Below are 15,052 nucleotides of genomic sequence, written 5' to 3'. Positions count from 1 at the left end.
GTTGCGTTCCAGAGCGGATCGGTTCACTGCTCACACTCGCTATGTGAAACTGAGGCCCGACACCGCCCGGGGGCACTGTCACCCGCCGTCGGCGGCCAGCCGGTAGCCCATGCCCCGTTCCGTCTGGATCGCCCGCCGACCGAACGGCTGATCGATCTTGCGGCGCAGGTAGCCGACGTACACCTCGACGATGTTCGGGTCGCCGTCGAAGTGGGCGTCCCAGACGTTGTCGATGACCTGCCGCTTGGACACCACGTCGCCGCGATGGCGCATGAGGAACTCCAGCAGCGCGAACTCCCGGGCGGTCACCCGGATCGGCTGCCCAGCGCGGGTCACCTGCCGCCGGGCCGGATCCACTGCCAGGTCACCGGCGGTCAGGATCACCGGTCGGGCGGGAGCGCCGCGGCGGATCAGGGCCCGCAGGCGGGCCACCAGCACCACGAACGAGAACGGTTTGGTCAGGTAGTCGTCGGCGCCGAGGTCGAACGCGTCGGCCTGGTCGTACTCGCCGTCCTTGGCGGTCAGCATCAGCACCGGAGTCCACACGTCCCGCGAGCGCAGCTGGCGGCACACTTCGTAGCCGTTGAGGCCGGGCAGCATGATGTCGAGCACCACCGCGTCGTACGAGTTCTCGGTGGCCGCCCACAGCCCGTCGGTCCCGTTGTGCTGCACATCGACAGCGAATCCCTCGTCGGTCAGGCCGGTGCGGATCACCTCCGCCAGGGCGGTCTCGTCCTCGACGACCAGCACGCGCACGGCGCTTGTCCCTTCCCGCCCCTTGTCCCCGGCGGGCCCGGCCGGGCCCCGTCACCATCAATCATCGCGTCCGAAGGGGCGGGGCATGCCGGCTACCCCGATAGTGAGGTGCTGCCACCGGAGCAGGCCACGGAATCTCGGTCCGACACGTCCCGTTGGTGACGCTCGACCTGCGCGGCCACGAGGCGACCATCGAGCAGCTGTGCATCGACCGTCAGTTCCTGGAAGCCATGGCCAGCGGCACCGACCCATCGCACCTAGCCCTGGTCTTCGGCATCAGCCCCAGCACCGCCATCCCTACGCCAGCCCTCTTCTCAGCGACCATTAAAGTTTCCGCCGGACGGCTAACCGCAGAACCCCCGGAACGCGACCGGTGAGAGGTCATCGTCCAGCGTTACGAACGCGACGATCTCATCGAGGCACGGTCGATAGCTGTCGGTGGCGTCCACTTCAAGCTCGGACACGTCGAATCGGACTCGGTCGAAGCTGTCGTGGCCAGCCGTATGCACGTGCTGGTCGACGGGGTAGGCGTCGGTGTGTGCGCGCCCGTCGAGGGCTCTTCTTCTGCCGCTGCTGGATGCGGTCCCATGCCGTCTCGGCCGCGATCTGGCAATCAATGACTCGGATGTCGGCGAGTCTGCCCAAGGGGTGTGCGGTACGAGGTTGTCCTCGTCGTCGATCGTCATGCCGCGGAAACTCGCATCGCCTTCCTGACGCCAGGGTGAAGCGTCACCGCGCTGGCGCCCCCACTTAGCCCGGCCCAGCAGGTAGGCGCCGTCGGTGTCGGTGTGTCGAGCGGCCCGCCACCGCCCTCGGCCCAGCGACAGACCCCATTGCGCATCGTTCCGCATGACGCGCACGTGACTGGCCGGGTACCCGTTGTTCAGAAGTTACCGACGGCTCTTCCGGGGTTTCGACCTCGTGGGTTGGAGACGGCCGCGGGCCACCAGTTCGACGGTGAGGACGACGGCGACGGCCTCCACGGCGAGGAGCCCGACGAGGACGACCAACTGCGTCACCCCTGCGGCGAGGGGGCTCGCCCCACCGAGCAGCACGCCGACGAACGCGCCGGGTAGGGTCACCAGGCCCACCGTCCGGGTCTGGTCGAGCGCCGGGATCAATGCCTGTCCCGCCGCCGGACGGCACACCAGCAGCACGGCGTCGCGGGGCAGCAGGCCCACGGCCAGGCCGGCCTCCACCTCACCCCGCCGGCTCGTTAACTCGTCGAGGGCGCGGCGCCCGGCCAGCGACGTCGCGGTCATCGCCCCGCCGATGAGGATCCCCGCGACCGGGATGACCGCAATGCCGCGCATCGGCACCAGGCCCGCCAGCAGCAGCCCGGCCACCACCAGCATGCTTCCTCCGACGATCGGCGCGCCTGCCCACCACCCTCGGCTGCCGCCCGTGATGCGCCGACCGGACGTGACCGTCGCTACCACGCACATCAGGACGACGAACGCGGCCGTGGCCCACAGCGACACCACGATGGCCGCGATCAGCAGCGACACGGCGCCCAGTTGGATCGCGGCACGGACGGCGGCGACGATGACCTGCCGACCATGGCCCAGTTTTCCGAGGGTCACGACGGCCGCCGCCACAAGGGTCAGGACAACCAGCGCAACACCGAGCTTCGGACCAACCACGAGCATCGTCGAGGGCATGCCAACAGTTTCCGCCACGCCCGGCCAAGGGAGGACGGGCCGCTGGTCGCGGCGGTGTTGACGGACATGCTGGAAGGTGGTCCGGGGAGTCGGAAGCCAACGGGCTGTTGGTCAGCCTCATTGGGCCGCGCCGATCAGCTGGACAAGGTCGTCGATCGCCTTACCGGATCAGACCAGCGATGCCGGTGTCGACAGCGCGCGTCAACGTGTTCGCTGTGAGCCCGCGGGTTCCGCAGGCACTTATCTCCTGGCACGACTGCCGTGGTGGATGAGGTTGGCCTGCAGCAGGAGGTCGCGGTCGGCGAGGACATCGGTGGGGCTTGCGCTGCGGGCAATGGTGTGGTCTTCGGCGAAGACGAGGCAGCGGCCGGCGATGGTGTCGAGGCCGTCCAGGTCGTGGGTGGCCAGGACGATGGTCTTGCCGGCGGCACCGAGTTCGACGATCAGGTCGATGAGCCATTGCTGGGTGCGGGGGTCCAGGGCTGCGGTGGGTTCGTCGAAGAGCAACACGTCGGGGTTCATCACCAAGACCGAGGCGATCGCGACCCGTTTCTTCTGCCCGCCGGAGAGTTGGAAGGGTGCCCGGTCGGCGAGATCGGTGATGTCGAGCATGCGCAGTACGTCCTCGACCCTGGTGCGCGTTTCGTCCTCGGAGAGACCCAGTTGCAGGCAGCCGAACGTGCGCTGGCGCGCCCACGGCTGCCGAGACACCCTCTGGTGGGCGGGAGGTGCGGCCATCGGCTGCGGTGACCGGCACGCCGACCATGCGCGGCGGGTGGACCTCATGCGCGGTCGACGCGCCGGTCGGGGACGACGGCCGCCCGCCCGACGCCCTCGCCCTGCTCCGCCTGGGCACCGACTTCACGGTCTCCTGCGCCACCCAGCCGCCGCTAGCACCTACCGGGAACGGCGCGAGCGTGGCCTGCCACCACCCGATCCCCGCCGGAGCAGACACGTGACCACCCCGCAGTTGCTCGCCGACGAGGTGACCGTCCGGTACGGCCGCCACGTCGTGCTCAACCGCGTCACCCTGCGCATCGACCGAGGCGAAACGGTCGGTCTCCGTGGGCCGTCCGGCTGCGGCAAGTCCACCCTGGCACGAGTCCTCGCCCTCCTGCACCGCCCCGACCACGGCCAGGTAAGCATCGACGCCACCCCGGTCACCGCCGTGCGCTACGCCGTACCGGTCGACCTGCGGACCCGCGTCGCCGTCCTCTTCCAGAGCCCCCGCGCCGCCGCCGATCCCCGACTGAGCCTCACCGACCTGATCGCCGAACCGTTGCGCGCCACACGCACGCCCGAGGCGACAGTCCGCGAGCGGGTCGCCGAACTCGCCGACCTCGTCGGCCTCACCCCGGACCTGCGCACCCGACGGCCACACGCGGTGTCCGACGGGCAACTGCAACGCGCCTGCCTCGCCCGGGCCCTCGTGCACCGCCCCGACTACCTGCTCTGCGACGAAGCCACCGCGATGCTCGACGCCTCCACCCAAGCCCACGTCGCCGCCATCATCAGCGACTACCAGCGGGCACAGCACGCCGGTGTCCTGGTCATCACCCACGACCAGACCCTGATGGACCGCTGGGCCGACCGGATCGTCGACCTCGACCCCGCCACCGTCTAGGTGGGAGCTTGATCGAGGTTGGGGCACCGGAGCTGCCCCGTTGGCGACATCTGTGGAGCAACTCGAAGTGGGGGATCTGAGTCTCCCGCCGCTGTTGTTTGTCCGGGGGCGCGGCGAGAAGACCCTCCCGATGGGCGATGCGCAAGCTGACCCCGTCCGTCGGGTCCCGCGTGGTCCGCGGGACCCGACAGACCTCAGGCCGGTGGTGTCTGGGCGGTGTCGGCCAGGAGCAGGGACAACTCCCGGACCAGGTCGTCCATCGTCTGGCCGCTCTGCGCCTTCACCAGGCCGAGCGCGAGATCGGCCAACAGGTAGAAGCCGAGAGTACGGGCCTGCTCGGAGCTGAACGCCGACATCAGCGCCTCGGCGCCGACGAGGTCACCGCGGTGTTTGGCCGCGATGACTCCGGCGGCGCGCTGCACGATCTCGGCCGCTTCGGGGGTGTACCCGCTCACGCCGGGTCAGATCTTCGGGGTCGCGGCGCGGGCGGCGTCGAGGCGGGCGGTGACGTCGGTCCAGTTGACCAGGTTCCACAGCCGGTCCACGTAGTCCGGGCGCACGTTGCGGTACTGCAGGTAGTAGGCGTGCTCCCAGGCGTCGAAGACCAGGACCGGGATGGAACCCTGGCCCACGTTGCCGTGGTGGTCGTAGACCTGCTCCACGATCAGCCGTTGGCTCAGCGGCTCCCAGGCCAGCACACCCCAGCCGGAGCCCTGCACGCCCTTCGTCGCCGCCGACAACTGCCCGGCGAAGCCGTCGAAGGAGCCGAAGTGCTCGTGGAAGAGGTCACCGTCGCAGCGGGTGGTTCCGCGACCGGCCTCTCGATGCCGCCTACCCGTTCGTGCGAATGGACGCGTTGACGATAAAGGTCCGCGAGCACGAGCGGAGGGTCAACGTCCATGCGCTCGTCGCGGTCGGCGTCGATGAACCGCAACCTGCCGCCTTCGTCTGGGGTGGCCTTCTTCCCAACCGGCTTTAGCCTGGCGATAAGGCGGTCACCTTGCATAAGCGCCCCGGTGGGCCGTCCGGATTCCGACGGCCCACCGGGGGTACGACGGGTCAGAGGCGGCCGGCCGGTTCCGGGTGCGCGTCTGGCTTGATCAGCGCCGGGAGCTTGCGCTCGAAGCGGTTGAAGAGATTCATCGACGGCAGGATGGGGCGGATGCCCGTGGCCTGCTGGGCGATCTGGGCGCCCCAGACCGAGGCCCGCAGGCGCTGGTTCGGGGTGCCGTGGTGGCTGGGGTCGTCGAAGAAGCAGTCGCCGACCTCGTAGAACGTCTGTTGCGCCTGGTGGATTTGGACGCCGTTGAAGTTGAGCCCGCGCGGGTGGGTGACGAAGTAGGTGCCGAAGCCGTCGGCCATCAGTTCGGTGCGGCGGGTCGCCTCGGCGCCGGTCAGCGGGCTGTCGAACAGGCCCTGTTCGAATTGAACGTGGTGGGCCATCTCGTGGGCGAGGATCGCGCGCGCGCCGGCTGTTCCCAGGCCGAGTGCGCCGATCGCGGCGAGCATGCCCTCGCCGAAGACGACCTTGTCCGGGACGTCACGCAGCAACGGGTCGACCTCACCCTCGGCGGTGAAGGCGAAGGCATTCAGGGTGAAGATCGGGTTGCGTCCTCCGTCGAGCGCGGGGACGGAGCCGATGATCGCCATGATCTCGGCGGCGGCTGCTGCCGCCTGATCCTCGTCCAGTCCCCAGATGAAGGCGACCATCCGAGCTACTCGCGTGGGATCCTGCAGCATGTCGTTCTGCATGGCCATGAGCTTGACGTCGAACAGGTTGACGTCCCAGAACTGCTGTGCGTCCTTGAAGGTCCGCTTCAACGTGCTCTTGTGGCTGGCGGGCAGGCCGTAGTCCGCCTCGTTGTTGGGCTGGCCGTAAATGAGCGCGTCGTAGGCCGCGTAATCCAGGACGCCAAAGATGAGCAGGACCAGCAGGGTGTCCAGGTCGACGCCTTCGAGCAGGCCCAGTGTGTACGTGGTGAACTGGGTGTCCTGGCACTGGTAGAGCGACGGGTCGATCGCGTCCGCGACCAACTGTTGCGCGAGGGACGGTTTCAGGCCCATCCTCTCCCGCTTGTCGGCAAGCATGGCCTGCCAGTTTTCCGGTAGCAGCGCGGCGATGGCGGCGATGCGTGCCTGGGTCTCCGGGTCCGCGGCGGCGCGGGCGGTCGCGAAGTCGAACCGCGGCGGGGCGACGATGCCCCCGCCTGCGCTGACGCTCGCGGGGGGCGCCGCGTGGACGGGCCCCGGGGTCAGTCCCAGGCCGAGGACGATTGCCGCCAGCAGTGCGGGTATCCGTCGCCTCATGCACTCTCCTCGTTGTCCTGCGAGCCTCAGGTGTTGAGGCCACGATCAGCTATCCGGTAGCGGCATTGAAGCACATGGGTGTGTAGTTACACACCCTCCGAGATCAGGTCGCCCCGCAGTCGATGCCCATGCCACCCGGGACGCCGTCAGCTGGCCCCCGCTTTCCCAACCCAGGGACCGTCGAAAGAACTGCCGATCATCGGTGTCTCGCCGAATCCCCTGGCGCCGAGGCCGGCGCTGCCCGGGTCGGGCTTGTCGACGAAGAGCGCTTCGATGCCCGTGGGCGTTGGCATCGCCCGGGACGAACAACCTCGAATGGTCGCGGTCGGCGGCCCGCCGCCGCGTCGCCAGACAGGACGGGCCGAGCGGAGTGATCCGCTGGAGCAGGTATCGGGGGGACCTCCGTGTCGGCGATGTCAGCGCAGCGGTCAGATACGCGAACGTGGTGGTGCAGCCGTCGAGTCGCGTCATGACGGATTCGAGGCGGACTCGCAGAAGGATGCGTACACAGATATGCCTCCGCTGCGCCTGCACGTCCACTGCTCGGCCATGCTCCCGTCCCCCTCACGAGGGTGGACGGAACGGCGTCGCGACGGCGGAGTGCGCGAGAGGCACCGCGAAGACAACCCAGGTGCCATTCGTACCGAAGCCGAGCATCGGCAAGGAGTCCCGAGACGGTCCCTAGCGGCACCGCTGCGACTCGACGAGAACCTGTCGGGCTGAGCCCTTAGCAGGCACGGAGGTAAGGATCTTCACCGTGGCCGGCGCACGTACCGCGAACTAGGTAATTCTTGCCGATGTGCAGCGGTTGCCGTCTTGGCACGATCGCGTCTACCGGGTGTGGATCCAGCGGCTCGCTCATGCCCGGCGATCCGATGGTCAGTGACCGCAGAGAGGCTTCACGATGGAGAACATTACGGACACCGACGAGGCCGGCATTGACGTGTCGGCCCCGGTGGTCAGCCGCCACAGCGTCACGGTGACCGCGTCCGCGGAAGCCGTGTGGCGGATCCTCACCGACATCGACGCATGGACGACCTGGCTGCCAGAAATCCCGTACGCACGGGTGGAAACACCCGGTCCGCTCGGCCCGGGCTCCGTGTTCCGCTGGTCGGCCGCGGGCATGGAGATCGAGTCGACGATCGTTCAGGTACGGCCGCGGGAACGCCTCGTGTGGCGGGGATACGGTGACGGACCGGACGGGGTCCTCGGTGTCCACGTCTGGGCGCTCACTCCGGCCGGCGACGGTGTGGAGGTGTCGACCGAGGAGTCCTTCGCGGGCCCGCCTGTCGATGCCGACCCCGCGCCGTTCCAGGAGGGCCTCGACACGACCCTCGCCAGGTGGCTGCAACGACTCAAGGGTGCCGCCGAGGCGGTGACCGCGTCGTGAAGAATCGTGTGTTTGCCGTCGCGACGGCAGTGGTTGTGGCCGGCCTCGTGGGCGCCGCAGGTGCGCCGGCTCGGGCCGAGGTCGGGCGTGATGTCGGCTCCGACCGCGCGACGGTGCGCTGTGCGGGACGGACCGTCGACACCGAGGCCAAGATTCGCTATCGGACGGAGACGACGATCGACGCTCCGCTACGGACCGTCTGGAAGTTGCAGACCGACGTGGAACGCTGGCCGTCGTGGCAGACACCCGTTTCATCCAGCAAGCGGCTCGATCGTGGCCCACTGCGTCCCGGTTCGTCGTTCCGATGGACGACACCGGTCCTCGAGACCGCGCTGAATCCCGCCACGACCCTCGTCGTCACGTCCACCGTCCGGCAGCTTCAGCACCAGAGGTGTCTTCGGTGGGACGGCCCGGCGATCGGTGCGGGGCTGCGCATCGACGAGGGGGTGCACGTGTGGACGTTCACCGAGATCGGCGGCCGGGTTCTCGTGCGTACCGAGGAGACATGGCGCGGTGACCAGGTGGAGCAGGACGTCGATTTCTCCACCGTGGCTCTCGGGGCGGGCCTGGAGACGTGGTTGACGGAGCTGAAGACGCGTGCCGAACGGGAGTGTGATCGGGCCCGACGCTGACGTGACCAAGGGCCCCGCGGGTCTCGTACCGGCGGGGCCCTTTCGTCGCTCGGTGGGCCCGGCGCCGTCAGCGGAGTAGTTCTCGCAGCTGCCGGCGTGAGGTGATGCCCAGCTTGCGGTAGAGGTTGCGCAGGTGGGCGTCGATCGTTCGCGGGCTGACGAACAGCAGTGCGGCGACCTCCTTGGTGCCCGCGCCGGAGGCGACCTTGCGGGCGACGAGTAGTTCGCGGGCGGTCAGCCCCGCGAGCGGATCGGCGTCGTCGGCCAGGGTCGGCTCGCCGATGGCCTCCAGTTCGCGGGCGGCGCGGCCGGCGAACCCGCGCGCGCCGATGGTGGAGAGCAGTTCGTGCGCGGCGCGCAGTTCCACCCGCGCCTCGGCGCGACGGCCGACCCGTCGCAGCCACTGTCCGTAGAGCAGTCGGGCACGCGCGTAGTGGACCCGCATCCTGCTCCCGGCGAACCGGCTGATCGCGGCGCGGTAGTGGTCCTGCGCGCCGAGCCCCGGGTCGAGCAGCGCGCACGCCAGCAGATGCGCGCCCGTCGTCCACGCGTTCGGGTTGACCCGTGCGACATCCCCGATCCAGTCAGCCGATTCCTTGGCTTCTTCGGGACGTCCGAGGTACGCGGCTGCCTCGACCAGCTCGTTGTGGAAGGCGGTGACGGCGTACGCGCCGCGCCGGTGCTGGTCCCGCACGAGCAGCAACGCGTCGAGCGCGGCCTGATGGTCGCCGCTGCCGTTGCACAGCACGCTCTCCGCGTAGTGCAGCGCGGTGAAATTCACCCCCACCCAGCCGCGCAGCTTCTCCCGGATCTCGCGGAACCGGTCGACATCCCCGCTCCATGCGGCAAGCATCAGGTCGGACCCGACGAGGTTGGACGTCCCGGCGGCCTCGTCGACCGCACGGGCCTCGATGATGCAGACGTGCGCGTCGGCGAAGCGGCCCACGATCGTCCGGGCTGCCGCCTGGAAGCGCAACGCATGGGGAAGGATCGCGTAGGCGCCCTGTGTCCGGGCGAGATCCACCTGACGGTCGGCGATCTCCTCCATGGCGTCGCTGTCACCAAGGTCGACGCTCAGCACGCAGGCGCGTTCCATCCACCACGGATCCGCGTCGGACGTACGGGCGTGGTCCCGGAAGGCGTCGACCGTGCGGCGCATCAGGGGCATCGCCTCGTCCACCGGGCGGAGGTTCTGCTCGACCAACGCCTGCAGCAGCAGGTCGACCGGGCGTGGCGGCTGACGCTGGGGCACCCGTTCCCGGATGTGCAGGGCGAGCCGCCGCAACCTCCCCGGCTCGTCGACGCTGAACATGAGCGATGCGAACGCCTCCAGATAGGTCTCGCGGACCTCGTCGGGCCCCACGCCGTCGGCCGCCTCGATGAGCGCGATCGTCGCCGGGATACTGCGCGCCACGTGATAGTCGATCGTCGCGCGCAGCAGTCGCGCGGCGCGGCGGTCGACGAGGTCCGGCTGGAGACGCTCGGCCTCGTCCACCAACTCCCGGGCGGCAGAAGCCGCCCCCGAACCCAACCGCGCCCGGGCTGCGGCCAACAGCCGGCGGGCCTGCCGCGACCGGCCGGGTGTCAGTCGAGCCGCGCGCTCGAGGAACGCGGCCACGGCCGCGAATCCACCGCGGCGCTGTGCCCGCCCGGCCGAACGCTCCAGCTCGGCCGCGGTCTCCTCATCCGGGCCGGTGATCGCGTTCGCCTGGTGCCAGGCGCGACGGTCGGGATCCACGTCGACGTCGGTACCGGCGGCGAGCGCCGCGTGTGCCTGCCGTCGCACCCCGGCGCCAGTCGACCGGTACACCGCGGAACGCGCCAACGGATGCCGGAAGTGCACCCGGGGCCCGGTCACCAACAGGCCGCTGTCCTCGGCCGCGGTCAGGTCCACCGCGTCCAACCCCTGGATCGCCATCGCACGCCGCAGCAGAACGAGGTCACCCGTCGGCTCCGCCGCGGCCAGCGCCAGAACCGAGCGCGTGAGTGCCGGCAGCCGCAGGAACCGACTCACGAACCGGTGCTCCACGGCGCGGTGCCCGGCGTCCCTGGGTAGCCCGAACGGTCCGGCGTCGCGGGCGAACTCCACCAGGGCAAGAGGGTTGCCGGCTGCTTCGGCGAGGATCCGTTGCACGATCGCTGCCTCGTGGCCGAAGGGTGCCCGATACCGCAGCAGGGTGAGGGCTTCCGAATCGGAGAGCCCGGTGAGAGTGAGGGCGGGTAGGCGACCGAGCTCCGACACCGAGTCGGCGTCGCGGGCAGCGAACACCATGGCGACCCGCTCCACCGCCACGCGTGCCGCGACGAAGGCCAGTACCAGCCGCGAGCCGGCGTCGATCCACTGCACGTCGTCGACCGCGCAGAACACCGGCCTGCGCCGGCCTACGGCACTCAGCAGGCCCAGGACGGCCAGCCCGACAAGCATCGGGGTCGGCCTGACCCCGGCGTGCAGCCCGAACACCGCGTCGAGCGCGCTCCGCTGCGGTACGGGGAGCCCAGCGCTGTGGTCGAGCACGGGCGCGCACAACTGGTGCAGGGCCGAGTAGGGCAGTTCGCTCTCGAACTCGACACCACCGGCCCGCAGCACCTGCCATCCGTCGAGCCGCGAAGCGGTCTCACCGATGAGCGTCGACTTGCCGATCCCCGCGTCACCGAGAACGAGCATCGCCCCGCCACGGCCCCGCGCCGTGGCTGCCGTCACCGAGGCAATCTCGCCCAGCTCCGCCTCTCGAGCGACGAAAGATCCGGAAGCGTTGTCTGTCATCAACTTCTGCATGTCACACCGGACGAATGGTGGTGGGGGTCGGTGCGGTGCCCACGGTGGTGTCGGTAGCGGCCCGAACGATGGTATCCACAGCAGTGCACCGATCGGGTCGACAGCCCACCGGGTGCGGCCGCCGGGTGCGGAGTTGGCTCTCCTACGAGGGCAACTCGAACAGTTCCAGCTGAATGCCGTCGGGGTCACGTAGGTAGAGGATCTTCGTCCCGGCCAGCGCCCCCGCTTCGACGCCATCGCCGTCCTGAAGCACGACCGGATCGGCGTTGACGTGCACGCCCCGCTCCACCAGGTCGCGGTGCGCCGCGTCGAGGTCGTCGACCTCAAAACACAGGTGCATCACCCCAACGTCACAGTTGCGCCCGGTGAAGGGCCTCGGCTGCGGGCTGTCGTACTGGATGAGTTCCAAAAGGACGTTGTCACCGGCCAGCGCGAACGATGCCCGCATCGACGCGTTCTCGACCTCGACAACCGCACCGATCGCCGGGTTCGTCGCCGCGATCGTCACGCCGTTCGGCGCGATGCCGAGGACGTCCTCGTACCACCTCACCGACCGCGCCAAATCGCTGACCGGCACTCCGATGTGATTCATCCTGGTCACTCTGCTCATGATCCCCATCCTGAAGGGCCGAGCCACCACTGTGGAAGACACAGATCTTCCGCGTACCGCTGGTACCACCCAGCGATGGCGGATCATGGGGTTCATGAATGACCTCGGAGCCGCACTGCGGGCCTGGCGGGATCGCACGGACCCGGCCGCTGTCGGTCTCACGAACGCATCACCTCGCCGCGTCGCCGGGCTACGGCGCGGTGAGTTGGCAGCACTGGCCGGCATCTCCCCCGAATACGTGGCACGCCTCGAGCAGGGCCGGGCCGCCACACCATCGGCGCAGGTGTGCACCTCCCTGGCCCGCGCGCTACGACTCTCCGACGACGAGGAGGCGCACCTGATGCGCCTTGCCGGCTTCGCCGCGGCCCCGGACCGGATACCCCACCTGATCCCCACCAGCCTGCACCGCGTCATCGACCACCTCGACGACACCCCGGTAGCCGTCTACGACGCCGTGTGGCGGCTGCTGCACTGGAACCGGCTGTTCGCAGCCGTCTTCGGCGACCCCGCCGGCGCCCTCCCCGACGATCGCAACGCCTTGATCGTCCAGTTCGAATCCCGAAACCCCCGAGTCCGCCAGACCGACACCGAGCGCGTCTACTTCGAGCAGTCGTTGGTGGCCGACCTGCGCGCCACCAGCGCCCGCTATCCAAACGACCCCGACGTGGCGGCACTGATCTCGCGGATGGCCGGGAACGACAGGTTCTGCCACCTCTGGGCCCTCCGCGCGGTGGCCCATCACGAGAGCGCGCACAAGACCGCCGTACACCCGGACGTGGGCGCCATCCCGCTGGACGCCAACGTCCTGACCACCCAAAACACCGACCTGCGCCTCGTGGTCCTCACGCCTCGGCCCGACACTGCCGCTCGAGAGAAGCTGGATCGACTGGGTTGACGCTACCGTCCAGGAGACATCCATATCGACGAGGCGCACACCGGCCGTAGCGTCTACACCGGACGCCGACGACGTCCCGCCCTTGACCGCCGACTGATCGACTGGCTGGCCGACGGCGAACCAGAAACACCACTGCTCGTCCGAACCTCAATGGCTCACCTGAACCTGGTCAAGATCCACTCCTGGCGGGACGGAAACGGCCGAATGTCGCGCTGCCTGCACACCCTCGTACTCGCCCGCGACGGCGTCCTCGCCCCGGAGTTCTCCTCCAATGAAGAGTGGCTCGGCGTCGGCCGGAACACCTACGCCTACTACGACGCGCTCGGCGAGGTAGGCGGCCCAACCTGGCAGTCCGACAACGACACCGCTACCCACGATGGCGGTAGGGACCGCCGGCACAGCTGGCCGCGTTCATGAACTAGATGAGCGACCACAGCCTGCGTCCGTTGTGGGCAGTAGGCGCCTCAGCGTCCGAGCGGCCGGGGTACGGAGTTCCTATCTGGTGGCGGGTAGGTGGATGACGAGGATGACGGTGTCGTCGTGAACGTGACCGGCGGTGAAGGTGGTGACGGCGTTGTCGATCGCGTCGACGAGCTGACCGGCGGAGGTCGCCTTGTGGTGAGCGAGGAGTTCGTATAGTCGCTCGACGCCGAACAGGTCGCGGCTGTCCGCGCGGCGGCCTTCGGTGACACCGTCGGTGTAGAGGATGAGGCTGTCACCGGGGCGTAACACGGTGCGTTTGTCCCGTAGGACGGGGTGGTCGATGAGGCCGATGGCCACGCCGTGATGGCCGAAGGGTTCCACGCGGCCGTCGGCGCGGCGGATCAGGGCGGGTTCGTGTCCGGCGCAGCTGATCTGGGCGCTGATGCCCTCGGGGTGCAGGCGCAGGGTGGCATAGGCGGCGGTGAGGAAACGAGGATCCTTGGTCTGCCAGGCACGAAGGGTGGTGTTGAGGGTGGCGAGGTTGCGGCTCGGGGTGATGAAGCGACCCGCTGTCGCGCGCAGGGTGTAGCGGGCCAGTGCGGTGGTCTTGGCCGCTTGTGGACCCTTGCCGCACACGTCGCCCACGACGACGGCCCAGGTGTCGCGTGCCGATGGGAAGACGTCGTAGAAGTCACCGAGGACTTCGGCGGTGCCGCCGGCGCCGCGTCGATAGCGGACGGCGATCTCGACGCCGGGCACCTGTGGCAGGTGTGGGGGCAGCAGGCTTTCCTGCAGCGTGTCGGCCAGTTGTTGCGCCTGGTTGGCGGCGGCGCGCGCGTCGGCGGTCGCTTCGTTGGCCCGGGTCGTGGCGGCCTGCGCCTGGATGGTCGCCGTTTCGGCGTCCTCGACGGCCTCTCGCAGTGCGATCTCGCCGGCTGCCGCCAGCGCAAGCGTCTTGAGGACCTCAATGTCGTGGGGAGTCCAGTGCCGTGTCGAGGTGTCGACGGCGCAGAACGTGCCCAGCACGTGACCGTCCGGCGAGCGCACCGGGAAGCCCGCCCACGCGGCGACGCCCATCAGCTCGATGGAAGGGTTGTCCGCGGTCCGCGGATCCACGCGGGCGTCGTCGACGATCAGCTCGGCGTCGGCCTCGATGACGTATCGGCAGAACGACTGCTGCACGGTGTTCTGCCGGTCGGCGAGGTCGGTGCTGCTGACGCCGATGCAGCTCTTCCAGAAAGACCGGGTCTCGTCGACCAACGTCACGAACGCGAATGGGGTGCCCAGCAGCGTGGCCGCCAGACCCGTCAGCCGGTCGAACGCCACATCCGGCCCAGTGTCCAGCAGCCCGGTGCGATACACCGCGGAGATGCGGGCCGGATCGAGGATGTGGGTACGGTCCTGCGTCGACTGGGTCACCGGCCTGCCTGATTCACCGCGGCGACGGGACTGACCAACGGTGCGGACAACGGACGGTCGCGCCGCTGTCGTGAGCGGACATCATCGACGTGCGGGTCCTCCCCTGGTGGGCTGAGCCGATCCAGCAGGGCCCACAGCTCGGCCAACAACGCCTGATGGCCGCCGACGTGAGTAGGAGCGATCACTGCCGCCGGCCGGCCGTGCTTGGTCAGCACCGTGACTTCACCCAGAAGGTCGGCGCGGGCAACGAGTTCCGAAAAGCTGGCCTTCGCCTCACGCAGCGGCACGTGCGGCACCCACGCCACGTCGGCATGATCAGCTTCCGGCATGGGGTCATTGTGACCACACCGCCGCCGCTGGTGGAAGCGGCCGATCGGCTCTGCCGGTGAGCGGTCCGTCACCGGTGTCGTCGGGAGTTGCCTGACCTGGCTCGGGAGTAGACCGAGCGACTGAGCTGTGCCACCTCAACCTTTCGGCTAGGTTTCTGGTGACCTTTCGTCTAGCCTCTGCTCAGACGGTTGGCGCCGGACAGGCGGAGCGCGGCCGGTGCGATGCGGAG

Annotated in this window: 16 protein-coding genes and 2 pseudogenes; 7 read left to right on the top strand and 11 right to left on the bottom strand. The window is 69.2% G+C overall.

Annotated elements, in window-relative coordinates; all coding sequences use genetic code 11:
* Positions 1–78: 78 nt before the first annotated feature.
* A complete protein-coding gene (locus tag OG598_RS04235; protein ID WP_328653097.1) occupies positions 79–756 on the bottom strand; it encodes a response regulator transcription factor in 678 nt (225 codons plus the stop codon).
* 158 nt (positions 757–914) lie between these two features.
* Here OG598_RS04235 and OG598_RS04230 point away from each other — a divergent pair, with 158 nt between their 5' ends.
* Positions 915–1,133: a hypothetical protein gene (locus OG598_RS04230; protein ID WP_328653096.1), complete on the top strand. Its 219-nt coding sequence runs from the start codon at positions 915–917 to the stop codon at positions 1,131–1,133.
* On the opposite strand, the gene OG598_RS04225 is transcribed toward OG598_RS04230, so the two are convergent.
* From OG598_RS04225 to OG598_RS04215, 3 genes are all read right to left on the bottom strand, one after another.
* Positions 1,101–1,442 (bottom strand): hypothetical protein, encoded by a 342-nt coding sequence (locus tag OG598_RS04225; protein ID WP_328653095.1) that lies wholly within the window; start codon positions 1,440–1,442, stop codon positions 1,101–1,103. The genes OG598_RS04230 and OG598_RS04225 overlap by 33 nt on opposite strands.
* 204 nt (positions 1,443–1,646) lie before the next feature.
* Positions 1,647–2,417 (bottom strand): ABC transporter permease, encoded by a 771-nt coding sequence (locus OG598_RS04220; RefSeq protein WP_328653094.1) that lies wholly within the window; start codon positions 2,415–2,417, stop codon positions 1,647–1,649.
* A gap of 240 nt (positions 2,418–2,657) precedes the next feature.
* Positions 2,658–3,128, bottom strand: coding sequence for an energy-coupling factor ABC transporter ATP-binding protein (locus OG598_RS04215; RefSeq protein ID WP_328653093.1), 471 nt, complete (start codon positions 3,126–3,128; stop codon positions 2,658–2,660).
* Between the two features lie 244 nt (positions 3,129–3,372).
* Here OG598_RS04215 and OG598_RS04210 point away from each other — a divergent pair, with 244 nt between their 5' ends.
* Positions 3,373–4,041 carry an ABC transporter ATP-binding protein gene (locus OG598_RS04210; RefSeq protein WP_328653092.1) on the top strand — a complete coding sequence of 223 codons (669 nt, stop codon included), beginning with the start codon at positions 3,373–3,375 and terminating at the stop codon, positions 4,039–4,041.
* 194 nt (positions 4,042–4,235) lie between these two features.
* Here the strand turns inward: OG598_RS04210 and OG598_RS04205 are convergent, their stop codons facing one another.
* Together OG598_RS04205 and OG598_RS04200 are read right to left on the bottom strand one after the other, a co-directional pair.
* Positions 4,236–4,496 carry a superoxide dismutase gene (locus OG598_RS04205; protein ID WP_328653091.1) on the bottom strand — a complete coding sequence of 87 codons (261 nt, stop codon included), beginning with the start codon at positions 4,494–4,496 and terminating at the stop codon, positions 4,236–4,238.
* Positions 4,497–4,502: 6 nt separating this feature from the next.
* Positions 4,503–4,808, bottom strand: a pseudogene (locus tag OG598_RS04200) (superoxide dismutase); the annotation flags it as partial.
* A gap of 38 nt (positions 4,809–4,846) precedes the next feature.
* Here OG598_RS04200 and OG598_RS04195 point away from each other — a divergent pair.
* Positions 4,847–4,966 (top strand): annotated as a pseudogene (locus tag OG598_RS04195) (transposase); the annotation flags it as partial.
* Between the two features lie 134 nt (positions 4,967–5,100).
* Here OG598_RS04195 and OG598_RS04190 read toward each other — a convergent pair.
* Positions 5,101–6,348 carry a hypothetical protein gene (locus tag OG598_RS04190; RefSeq protein WP_328653090.1) on the bottom strand — a complete coding sequence of 416 codons (1,248 nt, stop codon included), beginning with the start codon at positions 6,346–6,348 and terminating at the stop codon, positions 5,101–5,103.
* A 904-nt stretch (positions 6,349–7,252) separates the two neighbouring features.
* Between OG598_RS04190 and OG598_RS04185 the strand changes: the two genes are divergently transcribed.
* Both OG598_RS04185 and OG598_RS04180 read left to right on the top strand, forming a co-directional pair.
* Positions 7,253–7,738 carry an SRPBCC family protein gene (locus OG598_RS04185; RefSeq protein WP_328653089.1) on the top strand — a complete coding sequence of 162 codons (486 nt, stop codon included), beginning with the start codon at positions 7,253–7,255 and terminating at the stop codon, positions 7,736–7,738.
* Positions 7,735–8,370, top strand: coding sequence for an SRPBCC family protein (locus OG598_RS04180; RefSeq protein WP_328653088.1), 636 nt, complete (start codon positions 7,735–7,737; stop codon positions 8,368–8,370). Before OG598_RS04185 ends, OG598_RS04180 begins: the two co-directional genes overlap by 4 nt.
* 67 nt (positions 8,371–8,437) lie before the next feature.
* Here the strand turns inward: OG598_RS04180 and OG598_RS04175 are convergent, their stop codons facing one another.
* Both OG598_RS04175 and OG598_RS04170 read right to left on the bottom strand, forming a co-directional pair.
* Positions 8,438–11,134: an AAA family ATPase gene (locus tag OG598_RS04175; RefSeq protein WP_328653087.1), complete on the bottom strand. Its 2,697-nt coding sequence runs from the start codon at positions 11,132–11,134 to the stop codon at positions 8,438–8,440.
* Between the two features lie 154 nt (positions 11,135–11,288).
* Positions 11,289–11,765 carry a VOC family protein gene (locus tag OG598_RS04170; RefSeq protein ID WP_328653086.1) on the bottom strand — a complete coding sequence of 159 codons (477 nt, stop codon included), beginning with the start codon at positions 11,763–11,765 and terminating at the stop codon, positions 11,289–11,291.
* A gap of 85 nt (positions 11,766–11,850) precedes the next feature.
* On the opposite strand from OG598_RS04170, the gene OG598_RS04165 reads away from it, so the two are divergent.
* Together OG598_RS04165 and OG598_RS04160 are read left to right on the top strand one after the other, a co-directional pair.
* Positions 11,851–12,651 carry a helix-turn-helix transcriptional regulator gene (locus OG598_RS04165; protein ID WP_328653085.1) on the top strand — a complete coding sequence of 267 codons (801 nt, stop codon included), beginning with the start codon at positions 11,851–11,853 and terminating at the stop codon, positions 12,649–12,651.
* Between the two features lie 18 nt (positions 12,652–12,669).
* Positions 12,670–13,068, top strand: coding sequence for a Fic family protein (locus OG598_RS04160; RefSeq protein WP_328655272.1), 399 nt, complete (start codon positions 12,670–12,672; stop codon positions 13,066–13,068).
* A gap of 78 nt (positions 13,069–13,146) precedes the next feature.
* Here the strand turns inward: OG598_RS04160 and OG598_RS04155 are convergent, their stop codons facing one another.
* Both OG598_RS04155 and OG598_RS04150 read right to left on the bottom strand, forming a co-directional pair.
* A complete protein-coding gene (locus tag OG598_RS04155; protein WP_328653084.1) occupies positions 13,147–14,493 on the bottom strand; it encodes a PP2C family protein-serine/threonine phosphatase in 1,347 nt (448 codons plus the stop codon).
* Entirely contained in the window at positions 14,490–14,822 is a 333-nt protein-coding gene (locus tag OG598_RS04150) for a type II toxin-antitoxin system Phd/YefM family antitoxin (RefSeq protein ID WP_328653083.1), read from the bottom strand. Before OG598_RS04150 ends, OG598_RS04155 begins: the two co-directional genes overlap by 4 nt.
* Between the last annotated feature and the right edge of the window lie 230 nt (positions 14,823–15,052).

The organism is Micromonospora sp. NBC_00330 (assembly GCF_036136635.1).
Taxonomy (GTDB): domain Bacteria; phylum Actinomycetota; class Actinomycetes; order Mycobacteriales; family Micromonosporaceae; genus Micromonospora; species Micromonospora salmantinae.
This window is presented reverse-complemented; position numbering and strand designations above follow the sequence as displayed.

Coding starts and splice junctions, on each gene's coding strand:
- OG598_RS04170 (WP_328653086.1), bottom strand. CDS start 11,765: ATGGGGATCATGAGCAGAGTGACCAGGATGAATCACATCGGAGTGCCG.
- OG598_RS04225 (WP_328653095.1), bottom strand. CDS start 1,442: ATGACGATCGACGACGAGGACAACCTCGTACCGCACACCCCTTGGGCA.
- OG598_RS04190 (WP_328653090.1), bottom strand. CDS start 6,348: ATGAGGCGACGGATACCCGCACTGCTGGCGGCAATCGTCCTCGGCCTG.
- OG598_RS04165 (WP_328653085.1), top strand. CDS start 11,851: ATGAATGACCTCGGAGCCGCACTGCGGGCCTGGCGGGATCGCACGGAC.
- OG598_RS04175 (WP_328653087.1), bottom strand. CDS start 11,134: ATGACAGACAACGCTTCCGGATCTTTCGTCGCTCGAGAGGCGGAGCTG.
- OG598_RS04150 (WP_328653083.1), bottom strand. CDS start 14,822: ATGCCGGAAGCTGATCATGCCGACGTGGCGTGGGTGCCGCACGTGCCG.
- OG598_RS04220 (WP_328653094.1), bottom strand. CDS start 2,417: ATGCCCTCGACGATGCTCGTGGTTGGTCCGAAGCTCGGTGTTGCGCTG.
- OG598_RS04185 (WP_328653089.1), top strand. CDS start 7,253: ATGGAGAACATTACGGACACCGACGAGGCCGGCATTGACGTGTCGGCC.